The 19,152-nt window shown below is 52.6% G+C and carries 18 protein-coding genes; 10 read left to right on the top strand and 8 right to left on the bottom strand.

Features of this window, described 5'->3' with window-relative positions; all coding sequences use genetic code 11:
* Nucleotides 1-13: 13 nt before the first annotated feature.
* The 3 genes from rsfS to panC form a co-directional block, all read right to left on the bottom strand.
* On the bottom strand, nt 14-385 hold the full coding sequence (gene rsfS, locus ACT53G_RS04145) for a ribosome silencing factor (RefSeq protein ID WP_275355952.1): 372 nt from the start codon (nt 383-385) through the stop codon (nt 14-16).
* Between the two features lie 14 nt (nt 386-399).
* Entirely contained in the window at nt 400-780 is a 381-nt protein-coding gene (gene panD, locus ACT53G_RS04140) for an aspartate 1-decarboxylase (protein ID WP_194748281.1), read from the bottom strand.
* Between the two features lie 106 nt (nt 781-886).
* Nucleotides 887-1,741 carry a pantoate--beta-alanine ligase gene (panC, locus tag ACT53G_RS04135; protein ID WP_476168799.1) on the bottom strand — a complete coding sequence of 285 codons (855 nt, stop codon included), beginning with the start codon at nt 1,739-1,741 and terminating at the stop codon, nt 887-889.
* 342 nt (nt 1,742-2,083) lie between these two features.
* On the opposite strand from panC, the gene mscL reads away from it, so the two are divergent.
* Nucleotides 2,084-2,503 carry a large conductance mechanosensitive channel protein MscL gene (mscL, locus tag ACT53G_RS04130; protein WP_194748283.1) on the top strand — a complete coding sequence of 140 codons (420 nt, stop codon included), beginning with the start codon at nt 2,084-2,086 and terminating at the stop codon, nt 2,501-2,503.
* Nucleotides 2,504-2,582: 79 nt separating this feature from the next.
* Here mscL and ACT53G_RS04125 read toward each other — a convergent pair whose 3' ends face one another.
* Nucleotides 2,583-2,996, bottom strand: a complete 414-nt coding sequence (locus tag ACT53G_RS04125) for a hypothetical protein (protein ID WP_476168798.1) — start codon at nt 2,994-2,996, stop codon at nt 2,583-2,585.
* Between the two features lie 92 nt (nt 2,997-3,088).
* Nucleotides 3,089-3,949, bottom strand: coding sequence for an HlyC/CorC family transporter (locus ACT53G_RS04120; protein WP_338654886.1), 861 nt, complete (start codon nt 3,947-3,949; stop codon nt 3,089-3,091).
* 165 nt (nt 3,950-4,114) lie between these two features.
* Between ACT53G_RS04120 and ACT53G_RS04115 the strand changes: the two genes are divergently transcribed.
* Nucleotides 4,115-7,783 carry a DUF748 domain-containing protein gene (locus ACT53G_RS04115; RefSeq protein ID WP_476168797.1) on the top strand — a complete coding sequence of 1,223 codons (3,669 nt, stop codon included), beginning with the start codon at nt 4,115-4,117 and terminating at the stop codon, nt 7,781-7,783.
* A gap of 192 nt (nt 7,784-7,975) precedes the next feature.
* Here the strand turns inward: ACT53G_RS04115 and ACT53G_RS04110 are convergent, their stop codons facing one another.
* From ACT53G_RS04110 to ACT53G_RS04100, 3 genes are read right to left on the bottom strand one after another with little or no spacing between them, the layout of a single operon-like run.
* The gene (locus ACT53G_RS04110) at nt 7,976-8,617 is read right to left on the bottom strand and encodes a site-2 protease family protein (RefSeq protein ID WP_194748286.1); all 642 of its coding nucleotides are present in this window, start codon (nt 8,615-8,617) and stop codon (nt 7,976-7,978) included.
* Between the two features lie 21 nt (nt 8,618-8,638).
* Nucleotides 8,639-9,250: an L-threonylcarbamoyladenylate synthase gene (locus ACT53G_RS04105; RefSeq protein ID WP_476168796.1), complete on the bottom strand. Its 612-nt coding sequence runs from the start codon at nt 9,248-9,250 to the stop codon at nt 8,639-8,641.
* A 6-nt stretch (nt 9,251-9,256) separates the two neighbouring features.
* Entirely contained in the window at nt 9,257-10,108 is an 852-nt protein-coding gene (locus ACT53G_RS04100) for a PHP domain-containing protein (RefSeq protein WP_476168795.1), read from the bottom strand.
* A gap of 129 nt (nt 10,109-10,237) precedes the next feature.
* On the opposite strand from ACT53G_RS04100, the gene ACT53G_RS04095 reads away from it, so the two are divergent.
* The 8 genes from ACT53G_RS04095 (at nt 10,238) to purL (ending at nt 19,112) form a co-directional block, all read left to right on the top strand.
* Nucleotides 10,238-10,783, top strand: a complete 546-nt coding sequence (locus ACT53G_RS04095; protein ID WP_275355966.1) for a septation protein A — start codon at nt 10,238-10,240, stop codon at nt 10,781-10,783.
* Between the two features lie 50 nt (nt 10,784-10,833).
* A complete protein-coding gene (locus ACT53G_RS04090) occupies nt 10,834-11,133 on the top strand; it encodes a YciI family protein (protein WP_275355968.1) in 300 nt (99 codons plus the stop codon).
* Nucleotides 11,133-11,396, top strand: a complete 264-nt coding sequence (locus ACT53G_RS04085; protein WP_194748291.1) for a BolA family protein — start codon at nt 11,133-11,135, stop codon at nt 11,394-11,396. Before ACT53G_RS04090 ends, ACT53G_RS04085 begins: the two co-directional genes overlap by 1 nt.
* Before the next feature lie 57 nt (nt 11,397-11,453).
* Complete coding sequence (locus ACT53G_RS04080) at nt 11,454-12,263, top strand: peptidylprolyl isomerase (protein ID WP_194748292.1); 810 nt, start codon at nt 11,454-11,456, stop codon at nt 12,261-12,263.
* A gap of 165 nt (nt 12,264-12,428) precedes the next feature.
* Nucleotides 12,429-12,677 (top strand): FeoA family protein, encoded by a 249-nt coding sequence (locus tag ACT53G_RS04075; protein WP_194748293.1) that lies wholly within the window; start codon nt 12,429-12,431, stop codon nt 12,675-12,677.
* A complete protein-coding gene (gene feoB, locus ACT53G_RS04070; RefSeq protein WP_476168794.1) occupies nt 12,674-14,464 on the top strand; it encodes a ferrous iron transport protein B in 1,791 nt (596 codons plus the stop codon). Before ACT53G_RS04075 ends, feoB begins: the two co-directional genes overlap by 4 nt.
* Before the next feature lie 83 nt (nt 14,465-14,547).
* Nucleotides 14,548-15,057, top strand: coding sequence for a PepSY domain-containing protein (locus ACT53G_RS04065; protein ID WP_476168793.1), 510 nt, complete (start codon nt 14,548-14,550; stop codon nt 15,055-15,057).
* Nucleotides 15,058-15,200: 143 nt separating this feature from the next.
* Entirely contained in the window at nt 15,201-19,112 is a 3,912-nt protein-coding gene (gene purL, locus ACT53G_RS04060; protein WP_476168792.1) for a phosphoribosylformylglycinamidine synthase, read from the top strand.
* Nucleotides 19,113-19,152 lie beyond the last annotated feature (40 nt).

Below are 19,152 nucleotides of genomic sequence, written 5' to 3'. Positions count from 1 at the left end.
CCTTGCGTCAGAATCAGGCGGCCGAGGCGGCGCGGCGAGACTGTGACTCGCTCCACAGCTGCTCGATATTGTAATAGGCTCGTGTAGCAGGCACCATCACATGCACGACAATGTCGCCCAAGTCGACCAGCACCCATTCGCCTTCTTTTTCGCCTTCAATACCACGCGCATCCATGCCTTTTTCTTTAAGCTTTTCGCGCACATTGTCCGCAATGGCTTTGCATTGGCGGGTGGAATTGCCGCTGGCGACGATCATGTAACTGGTCATGGCGGTCATGTCGCGCACGTCCATCACGGTGATATCAAAGGCTTTGATGTCTTCCAGCGCGTCAACAACGGCCAGTTTCATGTCTTCAAGAGACATTAATGAAGTATTTGGTTGCATAGAGGGTTTCAAATTCAGGCAGCTTGCGCTGGAATATGGTTTTTCTGTTGGACGATGCGGTTCTGCGCATCGACATAAACCAGTTGTGGATGGTAATTTGCCAATTCAGCTTCTGTATATTGCGAGTAGCTGGCAATAATAATCAAGTCGTCAGGATCGGCTTTGTGGGCCGCCGCGCCATTGACAGAGATCACGCCGGAATGGCGCTCTGCACGAATCGCATAGGTGGTAAAACGCTCACCATTGTTGATGTTGTAAATCTGGATTTGCTCATACTCATGAATATTGGCCGCTTCCAGCAAGGCCTCATCAATCGCACAGCTGCCTTCATAGTGCAACTCGCTATGCGTCACACGTACCCGATGCAGCTTTGATTTCAACATGGTTCTTTGCATTGCGTTCCTTAACTCGAACACCCGCTCGCGCGGAAAAGGACGTAATTATAAAGTTATCAAGGGCTTAGCGCAAAATAAATTTATGGTTAGAAGTGGCGCATTTGGTCTACAGACTCACTTCGCAATTATCAATCAGGCGCGTCCCACCAAGCTTGGCAGCCGCCAGAATCACCCAGGCCTGGTCATTCGCATCGGGCAAGGTCAGGTCTGTTTGCCTGCGAATGTCTACATAATCGACCTGCCAGCCTTGCTGGTTTAACCCAGCCACCGCCTGTTCACACAAGCTTGCATAATCCCGCTGGCCTGCCAGCAACGCCTGCTTGATGCGCTGCAGTTGCTGATAAAGTTGCGCTGCCTGTGTTTTTTCTGTGGCAGAAAGATAGCCATTGCGAGAACTCATGGCCAGGCCAGAAGGCTCGCGCACAGTCTCGCCCGCCACAATCTCGACGTTAAAATTGAGTTGCCGCACCAGCGCGCGGATCACCATCAATTGCTGGTAATCTTTTTTGCCGAACACGGCCACCTGCGGCTGCACCATATTAAACAGCTTGGCGACCACCGTTGCCACGCCGACAAAATGCCCGGGCCGACTGGCCCCGCATAATTCATTGGCCAGTGCGGGCGGTTGTATCACAACGGCTTGCCGCAAATCCTGCCCATCAAAATCCGGGTACATTTCAGTGACGGTAGGCGCAAATACCACGTCCGCCCCTACCGCTTCCAACTGTTCACAGTCGGCCGCCAAGGTACGTGGATAGCTGCCAAAATCTTCGTTCACCCCAAACTGCAAGGGATTGACAAAGATACTCACCACCACAATCTCCGCGAGCTGCTTGGCCTGCGTCACTAATTGGCAATGTCCTGCATGCAAATTGCCCATTGTCGGGACAAAGCCCACCTTTGCTTGCGGATGACGGGCTAAAAAGGCGCGTAACTCGCGCACACTGTGACACACTTGCATCAATCATTCATCCAACAAAAACACAATTCCGGCAATATATCACAGGCCTCTCGCACCAGCGGCCCATCACCTGGCGTTTAACCCAAGCATTGACAAGCAGATCCCTCATTGCCTATAGTCGCTTTAGGGCACTTCTATAAACTCAGTTTGCGAGCCTGCGTTTCACGCAGGGCGTCTTGAAACCACTAACATCGTCATACGGTGTTGTTGATAAAAACTTCCTGCCCTCGCAACCAGAGACTGCATCTCCTTTTTTAATCGCACCTCGTCTTGCTTTACGACTTGAATTTATAAAAGTGCCCTTTACAATCTTAATCTTTAATAACAATGGTGGGAGAAGTCATGAGCGTCATTTCAGAATTCAAGCAGTTCGCCCTTAAAGGCAATGTCATGGACCTGGCAGTCGGTGTCATTATTGGTGGGGCCTTTGGCAAAATTGTGGCCTCACTGGTAGATGATGTCATCATGCCCGTGGTCGGCAAGATTTTTGGCGGCTTTGATTTTAGCAATTTATACGTGCCCCTGAACGGCCAATCGGCTGACCTGGCATTGGCAGAAGCCAAAAAACTGGGGGCAGTGCTGGCCTACGGCAACTTTCTGACCATCGTGCTCAACTTTATTATCTTGGCATTTATTATTTTCCAGATGGTGAAATTCATGAACCGCCTGAAAACCGCGGATGAACCGGCCCCTGCCGCACCTGCGCCGACCCCGGAAGATATTGTGCTACTGCGCGAAATCCGTGATAGCCTGAAAAAATAATCAATTAAATCAGGGTTTATCGGGGTTAAAAAACAAAGGGCGCCTGAGCGCCCTTTGTTTTTGATACCGCAATAAAGAATTAAATGCCTGCCGGATTGGGATTGGGCACTTCGTAGGTTTGACCACTGCTGGCGTCAGACCCATCATTATTCAAAAACACCACCACGCTGACCTGGTCTTCCACAATATCCAGCTCGGTCGTTGGGTAGTAGGCCCCCTTCGCATCCTTGTTGATGTTGTGATAATGCCAGATAGAGGCAACCACCCGTCCACTGTCCTTGAGTTTCACATCTTCTGCGCGGGCAGGTTCGCCCAGCAATGCAATCAATTCGGCCCGGCTCATCTTGCCGACTTTATCCACAAAGGCCTGCTCGTCTTCTGGAATCGCTCCCGTCGTAGCGGTCCCCGGCGTCGCCCCTGCCCATAATGCACAGCTCACTGATAACAATCCAACTGCCAACACCCCGTGCAACCAAGTTTGTGCTCTCATCATCACTCTCCTTATGTTCAAACACTCAGGCAATCAAAACGATCATTAGGTTCCATTTGCAGCCGCTACGCATAGGCTGGCGGCGGCGCTGCGACCTAGACCGACTCAATAGGATAGGCTTCTTCTGGCAATAGCTCTATCAATAACACATGGACACGACGGCTGTCAGCATGCACCACGGTCACACTCAGGTTTTGAATGCGGATATGCTCGCCGCGCTTGGGCAAATGACCAAAATGGTTGACCACCAGCCCACCCACGGTTGAAAACTCTTCGTCACTAAACGTGGTGCCAATGGCTTCATTAAACTCAGGGATTTCAGTCAAGGCTTTGACACGGTATTTACCCGGCGCCTGCTGGATAATATTGCCCTCGCCTTCGTCATCATCATATTCGTCTTCAATATCCCCAACAATCTGCTCCAGCACGTCTTCAATGGTCACCATGCCCGCCACACCGCCGTATTCATCCACCACAATGGCAATATGATTGCGATTGCTGCGAAACTCCTTGAGCAATACATTCAGGCGCTTGGATTCGGGGATAAACACGGCCGGACGCAACATGTCGCGCAGTTCAAACGACTCATTTGCATAGTAACGAAGCAGGTCTTTGGCCAGCAGGATGCCAATCACATCATTCTTGTTGTCTTCAATCACGGGGAAGCGGGAGTGTGCCGTTTCAATCACAAACGGCAGGAAACTGTCTGGCGGTTGAGCGATATCAATCACATCCATTTGCGAGCGCGGAATCATGATGTCACGGACTTGCATTTCACTGACTTGCAAAACACCTTCGATCATGGCCAGTGAATCGCCATCCATCAGATGATTTTCATAAGCGCCATGCAGCAATTCAACAAGCTGCTCTCGATCTTCTGGCTCACGCAACAGAAAATGACTTAATCGTTCTAAAAGAGAGGGTTTATGAGATAACTTATCCGGCTCCGAAGCCATATTTACTGCTGAAAACAGCATCCTGTATAACGAGATGACTTAAGCATACATGAAAACAGATGACCATGTCACCTTCACCTCACCAGCCCTCTGATTTGGCTCAAGATTTGCCCAGGCCAGTCGCGATCACGCTATAAACATTTAAATTCTGCTAAATTATCGCCTATGCTCAATCGCTTGCGTTCCTATTCTTCTCGTTTTCGCCTGCCTCAGTCGGGCCGACTGGCGCAAATCGCATTATCAGTACCGTTGAGGATCCTCGCCGGACTGGTAGTTTTCTACCTGCTGTTTGCCTGGCTGGCTGTGAACCCGCTGGCCAAATGGCTGTTGCCCTGGGTTGCCGAAACACAGCTGGCCAGCAAAGCTAGCGTCGACAAGGTCACATTTGCCCCCTTCAGCCTGACCACCACCATCGAAAAACTCTCACTCACTAATCAGCAAGGTGCGCCCTTGGCTGCGTTTGACCGACTGGTGGTCGATCTTGACGCCAGCGGGCTGTTTAAATGGGCATGGAAACTCAAGCAGATCCAGTTGACAGGCCCACATGTGAATGTGATGGTCTCCAAACAAGGTAAACTCAACTGGGCAGACCTGATCGCCAAACTCAATGAAAATCCCTCGCCGCCAGATCAGGACCTGCCCCGAGTCATCATTGAAAAAATCATCCTGAGCCAGGGCAATATTGAATACTTGGATGCACAGCACGACCAGCCTTTGCGCGCCTCCCTCAAGCCGCTGGATTTTGAACTTGAAGGCTTTTCTACCCTGCCCCAAGACCGCGGCGACTACCTGATCGCGGCAAAACTGCCCTATCAGGGCGGCACCGTGAAGTGGAAAGGTAATTTCGGCGTCAATCCCCTCGCATCGCAAGGGCAACTGGCGATTGAGGCGTTACAAATTGCCAAGGTGATGCAGTGGGTCAACACAGCGGCGCTGCCCGTTAAAGTTGAGACCGGGGCTTTTTCTGGTCAGTTGAACTATGCATTTTCCATGCATCAGCAACAACCAAAGCTGCAGCTCAGTGATGTCCAGCTACGCATTGAGGACTTGGGGGCGACAATGGCGCCAGCGGACAAACTTACCTGGGCCTCATTCACGGTCACCACCAAACAGCTGACGCTACTCCCTGCTGCGCAACTCAGCCTGCAGGGTCATGACATCGGCATGACTCTGAATCAGCTCAAGCTACAAAAGCCGCAAGCGGTCGTCTCAATGGCCAGCAGCCAGCTGTCACTGCCCAGTCTCAGTTTCACGCTGGATAAACAAGCACAGCTTCAGTTTGAAAATCTGGATGTTCATCTGCAACAGGCGCAGGTACAGCATGGTCAGCAAACCTTGCTCAGCCTGCCTGAACTGGCGCTGGAACACGCCAGTTTCAACCTGACTGACCGTCGTGCGAAGATCGGGCTCGTCCATCTCAATCAGGGACAATTATCTGCCACGCAGCTGGCCTCTGGCTTGCTGGATTGGCAACAGAGCTTCGAACCAGCCGTCGCAAAAAATACGTCAACCACCCAACCCACAGCCGAGCAAAGAGTGCAAACAGCTGAAAGCAAACCGTTCCATTTGAGCATTGACGAAATAGCCCTCGCGCACTGGCACCTGACCTATACCAGCCACCAGTTTGCCAAACCGCTGCAGGCAACGGTAGGCGACATGAATCTGCAATTGGCCTTGGATCTTGCTAAAGACCTGACGCTCAGTAACATGCAACTGGATGCCAGCCAACTCGCGCTGCAATCGGATAAACAAACGCTGGCACAACTCGGCAAGCTATCGGTAGGCAAAGTACATCTGGCGCTGGCGCAACAAAAAGCCGAGATCGCGGCGATCCAGTTAAGTGGTCTGAAAACCTCGGTGATTCGCCAGGCCGACCAGCGCTTGAACTGGCAAACCCTGCTCGCAACACCCCCGGCAGAAGCCCCCAAGAATACGGCGACTTCACCCACCGCGACAACGCAGAAAACTGCATGGACCTATAGTCTCAAACAGCTAGCCCTGCAGCAGGCTGAGGTGCATATTGAGGATCATTCGACCTCAAGCCCCATGATCCTGGATGTGACCGATGGTCAACTCTCGCTGACTGACTTGACCCAGAATCTGACACGCTGGCTCCCGGTCAAGGCTGGCTTCAAGGTCAAACAAGGTGGTCAATTGAATCTGCAAGGCAAGATCGCGGCGGCCCCGTTTAAAGCAGACCTGCAAACACAGCTCAGTCAGTTATCTTTAAAACCCTTTGCGCCCTACCTAGCACAAATCGCCTTACTCAAACTGGAAGATGGCGCAGTCGGTTTAGAAGGCAGGTTACAACAATCCACGCAAGGCTCAACCCGCTTTGATGGCGGCTTCACCGTCAACCAGCTCTCGATTATTGAGGAAGAAAGCCAGCAACCATTCTTGCGCTGGCAAACCTTACAGGCAGACGGTGTATCGCTATCAGTGGCACCGAACAAATTGCAAATCGACACCTTGAGTGTGAACCAACCGCAGACCAAGTTTATGATTGCTGCCGATCGCAGCCTGAACGTAAGCAAGCTCATGCGTACTGCGCCCGCTTCTGACCACCCGCCCGCGAGCAATGCAACAACATCGACCAGTACAAGCGCAGCAACCGCGGCGGCAAACGCAAGTAAACAGAGTGATTTTCCGGTCAATATAGACAGTGTGCGAATCAACAATGCCGAACTGGACTTTGCCGACTTGTCATTGCCACAACCGTTTGGCACGCATATTAACAATCTGGGCGGGGTGATTAACGGCATCTCGAGCAATCCTGCCTCCACAGCCCAGGTGGAGATGGATGGCAAGGTGGATGACTATGGCGCTGCCCGCATCCGTGGCAGTTTGCAGCCATTTAACACCGGCGAATTTACCGACCTTAAACTGGCGTTCACCAATCTGGAAATGAACCGGCTAACCCCCTATTCCGGCAAATTTGCCGGGCGCAAGATCACCTCAGGCAAGCTGTCTGTCGATCTCGAATACAAGATCAAGCAGCGCAAGCTGGCCGGAGAAAACAAATTCGTTATTCACAAACTGACCTTGGGCGAGCGCGTAGACAGCAAGGATGCCGCCAACCTGCCCCTGGATCTGGCGATTGCCATTCTTGAAGACAGCAATGGCGTCATTGACCTCGACCTGCCAGTCAGTGGCAGCCTGGATGACCCCAAGTTCAGCATAGGCGGGATTGTCTGGAAAGCCTTTACCAATATCCTGACCAAAATCGTAACAGCGCCATTTAGCGCCTTGGGCAAGCTGTTTGGCAGCAGTGAAAAGCTGGAGGCCATTGTGTTTGATCCCGGAACGGCGGCTTTATCCCCGCCTGAGCAGGAAAAACTGCAGGCAGTGAGCAGCGCACTTAACAAACGCCAGCAATTGAAGCTGGGTGTGGTGCCTGCTTACGATATCGCTGCAGATACGCGCGCCCTGCAGGAAAGCAGCCTGCGTAAGCAAGTGGCTGCGGAAATGGGCATCGTACTGAAGGCAGACCAGACACCGGGACCGATAGACCTCAACAACCCCAAAGTGCAATCTGCGCTCAAGGCCTTGCATGACCGCTTAACCAACAAAGGCCTGCTAAAGCGGCTTGCTTCAAAGCTGGAAAAAACACCGGCCGGATTTTATGAACAGGCACAAGAGACCTTGACGACCAGTATCCCGGTTTCAGAAGCGGACTTACAGGCCTTAGCCAAATCACGGGCAAACGCAATTCAGCAGCAATTGCTGGCCGCAGGCCTGAGCCAGGATCGCATCGCCCTCGCACCGCCAGTGGCCGCAAAAGCAGAGCGCGCTTTGGTACCAACCAAGCTAACGCTGGAGGCGATCAAGCATTAATGTGAGCGGTGTCATGACGGCTGAAACGTTGAATTTACTCCCAAAGCGAGTCGATTTGGCTATTGTGTCCTCTGAGTCCACTGTGGCTTAAAAATATAGCCAAGATTAATGATCAATACCTGATTTAACTCAGGCTTGAAAGACTGAGGCAGCGGCTCAAGCCGCAACGAATCAACCAAGTTGGGCTCGCTGTTAGAACACCAGCACAGTGAGCAAATGCTGAAAAAAGCGCAGTACCGGCGACAGCACTATCCCCAAAATACCGGTAAACAGGAGTGCAATCAGTATCAGCATGCCGTAACGCTCGAGTTGGGCAAATTTGATGGCCGCGGACATGGGCAATAAGCTCACCGCAATACGACCACCGTCCAGCGGTGGCAGTGGAAACAGGTTAAGCACCAGCAACACCAGATTGATCTGTACACCTGCAAGACTCATTTGCGACACATATGCCTGGGCAGCGTCTGGAAATTGTCCCACTCTCGCCAACACCAAGCCCCAAAGCAATGCCATGACAAAATTGGACGCGGGGCCGGCTAGGGCCACCCATAGCATATCCTGCTTGGGACGGCGTAACTGGCCAAAATTCACGGGCACCGGTTTTGCCCAGCCAAACAGGATACCGCCAAATATAATGCTGATGGCGGGCAATAAAATGGTGCCGATAGGGTCAATATGTTTGAAGGGATTAAGCGTAATCCTGCCCATGCGCTCGGCGGTCAAGTCGCCAAAATATTTGGCGGCGTAACCATGGGCAGCTTCATGCACGGTAATCGCAAACAGGATAGGCAGTGCGTAGGCAGCAATTTTTTGTACGACGGTCAGTTCTTCCATGCAAATAGCTTTCAGACAACATTAAGGCCAGGGCGCGACACCTGCCCGGACCAGTGACGGCGGATCTTCGGTCAAATCCAGCACCGTGGTGGGACCCACGTGCACGATATCACTGTCAATCACCGCATCAATCTGGTGTTCCAGCGCTTCCCGAATCTCCCATCCGACCGAGAGGGGCGCCTCGTCACCGGGTAATTGCAAGGTCATGCTCAGCATGGGGCAATCCAGCGCGTCCAGCAAGGTTTGCGTCACAATATGCTTGGGCACGCGCAAACCGATGGTGCTGCGTTTGGGGTGATGCAGGCGGCGCGGCACTTCTCTGCTAGCCTCAAGCAAAAAGGTATAAGCGCCTGGGGTCAAGGCTTTAAGTAGCCGAAACTGGCTATTGTTCACTTTGGCATAGGTGCCAATCTCGGCTAGATCACGGCAGATCAGCGTAAAGGGGTGATCATCATCCACACCACGCAACCGGCGGATGCGTGTTTGCGCGTCCTTGAACTCCATCAGGCACACCAAGGCATAACTGGAGTCAGTCGGACAAGCCAGAATACCGCCCTGCTTCAACAGCTGTACCGCTTGTTGAATCAACCGCGCCTGCGGGTTTTGCGCATGAATAATAAAGTACTGGGCCATAAAGCACTACTGCAGCAGACTGGCCTCGGGCCAATCCTGCCAGAGGGGGACACAATTGGCCGGTAAGGCGGGCAAGCGGCCCATTTCCATGAACGAAAGTCCTGGGCCATGATAGTCAGAGCCTTGAGATGCCTTCAAGTCAAAGCGATGGGCCAGTTTTGCGAACTGATCGAACTGCGGCGGCTGATGGCTACCAGTCACGACTTCTATGGCCTGTCCGCCGTAGCCCCTGAACTCGTGCAATAGCAAATGCATATTGACGAAGCCCAGGTCATAACGGCCAGGGTGTGCCAGCACGGCGACACCGCCAGCCTGGCGAATCAAGGTCACTGCTTGTTCCAGACTCATCCACTCATGGTTGACGAACCCTGGCTTGCCTTTGACCATATATTTTTTAAAGACAGACTTGATGTTTTTAGCATGCCCTTGCTTGACAATAAACTGGGCAAAATGACTGCGTGTCATTACACTATTTCCCGCAATCTGCTTCGCACCTTCGTAGGCGCCAGCAATACCAGCCTTGGCCAGGCCTTCGGCCATTTGCCGGGCACGCGTATCGCGCGCCGCATGTACTTGCTGAAAGGTGGTGATTAATTGCAGGTCGCTCGCATCAATGCGCAAGCCAACGATATGCAAGGTCCGCTTTTTCCAGGTCACCGAGATTTCGACGCCATTGACTAGGGTAATGCCATGCTGCTCAGCGGCAATCCGTGCGCGCGCCAGGCCGCCGACTTCGTCATGGTCCGTCAGCGCAAGCACTCGCACGCCTTTGCTCGCGGCGTGGGCAACCAACTCCTCAGGCGAGAGCAGGCCATCTGAGAGCGTGGAGTGGCAATGCAAATCTATCGGAACGGACATATTGAATGAGAGAGACTACACTGTTGTGCGGGGACAGGATTGTCTACATATAAACTTTACTTTATGACAAGAATCATAGCAAAATAGTGCCCTCACAGATAGCAAGAATTCAGCGTACTGAAGCCAAGCATGCAAATCATCACCGATTTACTCCCCGTCATCCTGTTCTTTATCGCTTATAAAAAAGCAGGCATCTTTGCAGCCACAGCCGTCGCCATGATTAGTACGCTGTTGCTGATCGGTGTGATCTGGCTCAAACGCGGCAAAATAGACAAGATGCTGGCCATCAACGGCGCCGTGATTACCGTTCTCGGTGGCATTACCTTGTTGTTACATGACAAAACCTACATCATGTGGAAGCCGACTGCCATCTATTGGATTGGGGCACTGGCCCTGCTTTTCAGTCGCTATGCCTTCAAGCGCAACCTGATTGAGCGCATGCTGGGCAAAATGATGTCGCCGCCTGCTGCCACCTGGGACAAGCTAAACCTCTACTGGATTGCCTTTTTAATCGGCATGGGCATATTGAACCTCTACGTTGCCTTTCACTACAGCGAAGACGACTGGGTCAACTTCAAGTTGTTTGGGGCCACCAGCCTTATGTTTATCTTTATGATCGTGCAAGTCTTTGCGCTAAGAGCGCATTGGGTTGAACAAAATCAGCCGCCCGCCTGACTAAATGTTTAGCCAGACTTTATCGACTGCCGCAGCGAAAGAATGCCACCATGCTTTACATGATTTACGCACAGGACACCCCGAACAGCTTGCCATTGCGGCTGCAACATCGCCCGCCGCATCTGGCCAGATTGCAACAATTGCAAAACGAGGGCCGCCTGGTTTTAGCAGGCCCGTTGCCAGCCATAGACAGCGTAGACCCTGGTGAAGCGGGCTTTAGTGGTAGCCTGATTGTCGCTGAATTTGACTCATTGCAGGCGGCCACAGACTGGGCCAATGACGATCCGTTTGTTCATGCAGGCGTCTATGGCCAAGTGACCGTCAAACCGTTTAGAAAGACTTTGCCGTGATGCTGCGCGCTGAAATAGAGCAGCGCCTGCAAAGCCTGACACCGGAACACATCGAGATTCAGGATGACAGTGATTTGCATCGCGGACATGCAGGAAATACTGGCGGCGGACACTTTACCATCACGGTAAAAAGCTCGCTATTTTCAGGAAAATCACAGATAATGCGCCATCGCATGGTATATCAATGTTTGCAAGATTTAATGCCTCATCGCATCCACGCGCTGAGTATTACGGCCTTATCGACCGATGAGTCATTTATTTGAAACAATCCTGTTTTTTAATATCGCACCTAATTCAAAACGTTATTTTAAGGATATTGCATGAAATTTTTGAAAGTATTGTTGGCAATTGCTTGCTTAAGCGCAATGCCACATGTGTATGCGGCGGATGCCGACGCGGTAGCCACCGTCAATGGCAAACCGATCAAGAAATCCTGGGTAGAGTTTATCCTCAAGGATGCTGAAGCGCGTACAGGCCAAAAAGCCAACGATGGCATGAAAGCAGCCGTGGTGAATGAACTGGTTGGCTCTGAATTGGCCTATCAGGAAGCGCAAAAAGCCGGCATCGATAAATTACCTGACTTTGTGGTCAGTGAAGAATTGGCTCGTCGCAAGTTACTGGTGAATGCTTTCCTGGGAGATTTCATCAAGAAAAATCCTGTGACTGATGCCGAGAAAAAAGAAGCTTACGAGCAATACAAAAAAGAACTGGGTGACAAAGAGTACAACGCCCGCCATATTCTGGTGAAAACAGAAGCCGAAGCCAAAGCTATTATTGCTGACCTGAAAAAAGGGACTGACTTTGCCAAAGTGGCCAAGGAAAAATCTCTGGACCCAGGCTCCAAAGACAAAGGGGGCGATCTGGGCTGGTTCTCACCAGCTGGCATGGTCAAGCCTTTTGCTGAAGCCTTGGTTGCCCTGAAAAAAGGCGAAACCACACCTGAGCCAGTGCAGTCACAGTTTGGCTGGCATGTCATCAAGTTGGTAGACACCCGTGCACTGCAAGCACCGGCCTATGATAAAGTTCAGGAAGGTATTGAGCGCACCATTCAACAACGTAAACTAGAAAAATACATGTTGAGCCTCAAAGACAAAGCCAAAATTGACGTGAGCGGCCTTGAGAAAAAATAAGCCGGATTCGTTTTGAGCCTGCAAAAAGCCAGCTATTGCTGGCTTTTTTGTTGTGTGTGATGGATGTCGCGATTGAGCGCGCAACTTGAGAAAAGATCGAATGAACAATTTCCTTCATTGTCATTCTAAGCTACAATCAAGAATTATTCTCATTTGAACGCAACCATGCATTTAGACGCACTGAAACCAGGGCAGACTGCCATCGTAGACCGCATTCATGCAGAGCAAGCATTGGCCCAACGCCTGAATGCCCTTGGATTTCGTAGCGGTAAGCGCATAGAGGTGATCAGACAGGCCTCGTTTAATGGGCCGTTACATGTCCGTATCGGCTCCACGGATGTGATCATCCGCCTGCACGATGCCAGTGCCATTCATTTACACCCCGTTGACCTGTTAGACTCCCCTGCCGTATGAAACGTGTCGCCTTACTTGGGATGCCGAATACCGGCAAATCCACCCTGTTTAACCGCCTGAGTGGTGCGTCTGCGCGCGTCGGCAACTGGCCTGGCATCACGGTCGACCTGATGAGCGCCAAGCTGCTGCTGGGGGGGCATATTGCCGAGCTCATCGATTTACCCGGCCTGTATGATTTGCACGGCTTTTCTGATGATGAACACGTGGTCAGGCATTTCCTGAGCCATCACCAGATTGACCTGGTGCTGATTATCCTCAACAGTGCGCAAATCGACCGCCAGCTTTCACTGGCCTTGCAAATCCGTGCCTTGGGCTTGCCTGCAGTCCTGTTGCTCAATATGGAGGATGAGGCCAAACGGGCCGGCATCACCATCAATACCCAGGCCATGAGCAAGCAGTTAGGCATGCCCGTGCGTACCATTAGCGCCAAGTACGGGCAAGGCTGCCCAGAAGCGCTACAGCTGGCGGCCGAGACCATGCTGCAGCACCCTAATCTGACCTCGCCTGACAGTATTGCCCGCAAGCTCGAACTCGAGAATGCCATTGAGCAGGAAATGCACCACATTATTGATCAGAGCGTGCAGTTTCCTATTCAACTGAACCACACACTCACCGACCGTCTCGATAAGGTTCTGCTCCATCCCTGGTTTGGGCTGCCGCTGTTTTTGCTGTCCGTATTTTTGCTGTTCCAGTTTATTTTCAGTGTAGGCGCACCCTTGCAAGAAGGCATGGGCTGGCTGTTTGACACGCTGCGTAGCGAGGCGCTGGAACCAGCTTTGGCCTTCTTGCCGGGCTGGCTCAACGGGCTGTTGCTGGACGGCTTGTATACCGGGTTTAGTACGGTGGCCGCTTTTGTGCCCATCATCGTGCTATTTTTCCTGGTCATGAGCATGGTGGAAGACAGCGGCTATCTCTCACGCGCGGCTTTTCTGATGGATACGCTGATGGCCAAAATGGGACTGGATGGCCGTGGCTTTGTCATGATGCTGATGGGGTTTGGCTGCAATGTACCTGCGCTCATGGGCACTCGCGTCATGCGCAGCCGCCCCATGCGTTTACTGACCATGCTGACGATTCCGCTGTCACTGTGCTCGGCCAGACTACAAGTATTTTTATTTATCATCGCCATTCTGTTCCCGTCCTCACAAGCTGCACTGGTCTTGTTTTCACTGTATCTGGTCAGTTTTGCCACCATTTTTATCACGGCGGTCCTGTTCAAACGCAGCTTTCAAAGCCGCGAGCCCTTTGTGCTTGAGCTGCCGCCTTATCGCTTCCCTACCCCGCAACAAATCTGGATGCGCGGCTGGCAAGAGGTGAAACATTTTCTGGCACGTGCCACCAAATTTATTGTGATTGGTGTGGTGCTGGTCTGGCTACTCACGCATTTACCTTTTTCTGCCACGCCAGCCAGCCCTGAAACCTGGGCCGGGAGCATAGGCCGCTTTTTCGCGCCCGTGCTGGACCCCATTGGCATTGACACCCAACTGGCGATTGCCCTGATTTTTGGTTTTGTTGCCAAGGAAATCGTGGTCGGCTCGCTGGCCGTGATTTATGGCCTGCAAGGGGATGCGCTCAGCCAACAAATTGCCAGCAATATCGACTGGGTACAAGGCATGAGCTTTATGCTGTTTACACTGATTTATACGCCCTGCCTGTCGACCATCGCCACACTTAAATCCGAAAGTAAAAGCAGCGGTTTTATGTGGCTGTCTTTGGCTTGGTCCCTGATGCTGGCCTGGCTGGTCAGCTTTGCGTTTTACCAAACGGCTCGTGCACTCGGCTATTGAAATTTCTTGATTTCAAACAGAAACAGGAAAATATAATCTATGTTAAAGTGAATCTTCCACTTAAAAATAAGGAGACTCCATCCATGAACAAGTCTTTAGTGATTGCAGCCGTTGCCACTTTATTCAGCTTGTCTGCACAGGCTAACAACCACAGCCATAATGGCCCGATGGAAAAATGCATGAAAGCCGCATTGGCCAAACATCCGGGCAAAGTCGTCTCACTGGAAGCCGAGATTGAAAAAGGCCGTGGTGCCATTTATGAGTTCGACATTGTCGGCACCGATGGCAAAGAATGGGAAGTAGAATGTGAAGCCAAAACTGGCAAGGTATTTGAAGAAGAAGTGGATGTTGACCCTAACAGCGACGAATTCAAATCCAAAGCCAAAGTGACGATGGAACAAGCCAAAAAAACTGCGCTGGACAAATATCCAGGTGACGTGGAAAGCATCGAATATGAGCTGGAAAACGGCAATCCTGTCTACGAATTTGATATCAAGCAAGCCAACGGCAAGGAAGTCGAAGTCGAAGTCGATGCAGTGACCGGCAAAATTGGGGAAACCGAAGAAGAAGTCTACGAAATCGGCAAAGACTAATTTTTCATCGTCCCCGCAGTCAGTCAAACAGCAACCGCATGGTTGCTGTTTTTATTTGGGCAGGCGCTTAGGCGCATTCGATATCAGACGCGCTTTCTGTTAAAATGGCGGTTTGAATTTTCATTGAAAAATCCAACCGCCTCATGTCTAGTCAAGCGCAATTCCTTAGCCTGCGCGGCAGCGCCGCCCTCTCTCAATTCCGTCTCGATAAACTGTATCGCGCCCTCAAAGCTAGCGCACCGAATATCGCCCATATTTACACCGAGTTCGTGCACTTTGCCTTTAGCGAGTCCGCCTTGAGCGTGAGCGAGCAAGACACCCTGCGCCAGATTCTGACTTACGGCCCGCACACGGATATCGAGTCCCCGACAGGCGAGTTGCTGCTGGTGATTCCGAGGATAGGCACGATTTCGCCCTGGGCCTCACGCGCGACGGATATTGCACACAACTGTGGCTTGGATCATCTGCTGCGTCTGGAGCGTGGCATTGCCTATTACGTGACCACTGTGAACGGACAGGCATTGACCGAAGCTGAGAAGCAAGCCTTGCGCACTGCCATCCAGGACCGCATGACAGAAACGGTGGTCTACCAGCTGGCGGATGCAGAAAAACTCTACCACCATGCCGACCCTAAACCTTTATCCAGTGTGGATATTTTAGCTGGCGGCAAAGCGGCGCTTGAAGCTGCCAATAGCGAGATGGGTTTGGCCTTGTCGCCTGATGAGGTGGATTACCTGCTGGAAAACTACCGCAAAATGGGCCGCAACCCGACCGATGTCGAGCTCATGATGTTCGCGCAAGCCAACTCCGAGCATTGTCGCCACAAGATTTTCAATGCCGACTGGGTGATTGATGGCGTACAGCAAGAGCTGTCGCTGTTCAACATGATCCGCAACACGCACAAACTCAATCCTGGCAACACCGTGGTTGCCTACTCTGACAACAGCTCAATTGTACAAGGCCAGAAAACCAAGCGTTTTTATCCGGCAGCCGATCACAGCTACCAGTTTGTCGAAGACGACATGCATTATCTGATGAAGGTGGAAACGCATAACCACCCCACTGCCATTTCACCCTTTGCCGGGGCTGCGACTGGGGCAGGCGGTGAAATCCGTGATGAAGGCGCCACCGGCATAGGCTCTAAGCCGAAAGCAGGCTTGACCGGCTTCTCGGTCTCCAACCTGAACCTGCCTGACTTTAAACAGCCTTGGGAAACCAATTACGGCAAACCTGGCCGTATCGCCAGCCCGTTGCAAATCATGATAGACGGTCCTTTAGGCGGGGCTGCTTATAACAACGAATTTGGCCGCCCCAATATTGCCGGTTACTTCCGTACCTTTGAACTCGAAACGCCTGCCGCCGATGGCAAGCGCGAAATGCGTGGCTATCACAAGCCGATCATGCTGGCGGGTGGGGTCGGCAATATCTCTGACAGCCACAGTCATAAAAACAGCATTCCCCCCGGCTCAGCCCTGATTCAGCTGGGCGGCCCGGCCATGTTGATTGGCCTTGGCGGCGGCGCGGCCTCCAGTATGGATACCGGCGCCAACACGGAAAACCTGGACTTTGACTCTGTACAACGCGGCAACCCGGAGTTGCAACGCCGTGCGCAAGAGGTGATTGATCGTTGCTGGCAAATGGGCGATAACAACCCGATTTTGAGCATCCACGACGTGGGTGCCGGTGGTATTTCCAACGCCTTCCCTGAGCTGGTCAATGATGCCAAAGTCGGCGCCGTGTTCCAGTTGCGTGATGTACATAATGAAGAGCCTGGCATGAGTCCGCGCGAACTGTGGAGCAACGAAGCGCAAGAGCGCTATGTGCTCGCCGTCACGCAAGACCAGTTGCCCTTATTTGAAGCAATTTGTGAGCGCGAACGTTGTCCGTTTGCCGTCGTCGGCGTCACCACGGAAGAACGTCATCTGACGGTGGAAGACCGTCATTTTGACAACAAGCCGGTGGATATGGACCTATCTGTGCTGCTGGGCAAACCCCCCAAAATGCTGCGTGATGTCAAATCCGTGAATAAGACGCTGCCAGCGTTTGATACCGGCAACGTGGTATTGCATGATGCCGTGTCGCGTGTACTGCGCTTACCAGGTGTGGCAGATAAAACCTTCCTGATTACCATTGGTGACCGTAGCGTGACCGGCCTCATCGCCCGCGATCAAATGGTCGGCCCGTGGCAAGTGCCCGTCAGCAACGTGGCGGTGACCTGTGCCGGGTTTGAAACCAATATCGGCGAAGCATTTGCTATCGGTGAAAAGGCGCCCTTGGCGCTGATCGATGCACCGGCTTCCGGCCGCATGGCCATTGGTGAAGCCATCACCAACATTGCCGCTGCTGCAATCAGTGACATTGGTAACCTCAAGCTGTCCGCTAACTGGATGGCGCCTGCCGGTCATGCCGGTGAAGATGCTGCGCTGTATGCCACCGTGAAAACCGTGGGCATGGAATTATGTCCGGCGCTCGGCATCAGCATCCCGGTCGGCAAAGACTCCATGAGTATGAAAACGGTCTGGCAAGATCAAGGTGAAAACAAAGCAGTCACAGCCCCCATCTCACTGGTAATTTCTGCCTTTGCCAACACGCCAGATGTGCGTAAAACCCTGACGCCGCAACTGCGCACTGATCTCGGCGACAGTCAGCTGATCCTGATCGACCTGGGCAATGGCAAAAACCGCATGGGCGGCTCGGCTTTGGCTCAAGTCTATCAACAGTTAGGCAACAGCGTGCCCGATGTCGACCAACCGGCACAACTGAAAGCATTTTTTGCCGCGATCCAGCAACTGAATCACGAAGGCAAACTACTGGCTTATCATGACCGCTCAGATGGTGGCCTGTTTGTCACACTGGCAGAAATGGCGTTTGCCGGTCATTGTGGCCTCAATCTTGACCTCAGCGCCCTGGCTGGCGACAACATTGCCCTGCTGTTTAACGAAGAATTGGGGGCGGTACTGCAAGTGCGCGCCAGCGATACGGCAACCATCGTCCAGCAATTGCAACAGCAGTTGGGTGACTGTGTGCACGCCATCGGCCACGTCACTGCCGGCCAGGACATTGTCATCGCGCTTAAACAGGCACGCTACCAGGCATCACGCATCGACCTGCACCGCATGTGGTCTGAAACCACTTACCGCATGCAGAGCCTGCGTGATAACCCGGCCTGTGCCCAGCAGGAATATGACCGCATCCTGAATGCCGACGATGCCGGTTTGCATGCGCAGCTGACTTTTGACCTCAACGACAATATTGCGGCACCATATATCAACACCGGCAAACGCCCCAACATGGCGATTTTGCGTGAGCAAGGTGTCAACGGCCAGACCGAAATGGCGGCTGCGTTTGACCGCGCAGGTTTTAACAGCGTCGATGTGCATATGAGCGACATCATCAGCGGCCGTGTGGCACTCAAGGATTTCGCAGGCTTGGTGGCTTGCGGTGGCTTCTCTTATGGGGACGTACTTGGTGCAGGCGAAGGCTGGGCCAAGTCCATCCTGTTCAACGCGCGGGCACGCGATGAATTTAGCGCCTTCTTTAACCGTGCAGACACCTTTGCACTGGGCGTCTGTAATGGTTGCCAGATGATGAGCAACCTGCACAGCATTATTCCAGGCGCCGCGCACTGGCCGCACTTTGTGCGCAACAAGTCCGAACAGTTTGAAGCACGCGTTGCCCTGGTCGAGATTCTGAGCTCGCCGTCTATCTTCTTTGACGGCATGGCAGGCAGCCGCATGCCGATTGCTGTGGCACATGGCGAAGGGTTTACGGAATTTACTGATGCGGGCGCGGTCACAAGTGTGCTACAACAGCAACTGGCAACCGTGCGTTATGTGGACCATGCTGCGCAAGCGACCGAAGTTTACCCGTTTAACCCGAATGGTTCGCCTCAGGGCTTGACCGGGTTTACTACGCAAGATGGTCGTTTCAGCATCATGATGCCACATCCTGAACGTGTGTTTAGAGCGGTACAGCATTCCTGGCGGCCAGATGGCTGGCAGGAAGATGGTCCCTGGATGCGCATGTTTAGAAACGCACGCAAGTTTGTAGGTTAAGCGGAGTCGACCGGCCCTTACCGGCGACTTCACGAGGCCC

This window comes from Methylophilus sp. DMC18, assembly GCF_056314005.1.
The sequence above is the reverse complement of the archived record's forward strand: the minus strand, read 5'-3'. Positions and strand labels throughout refer to the sequence as shown.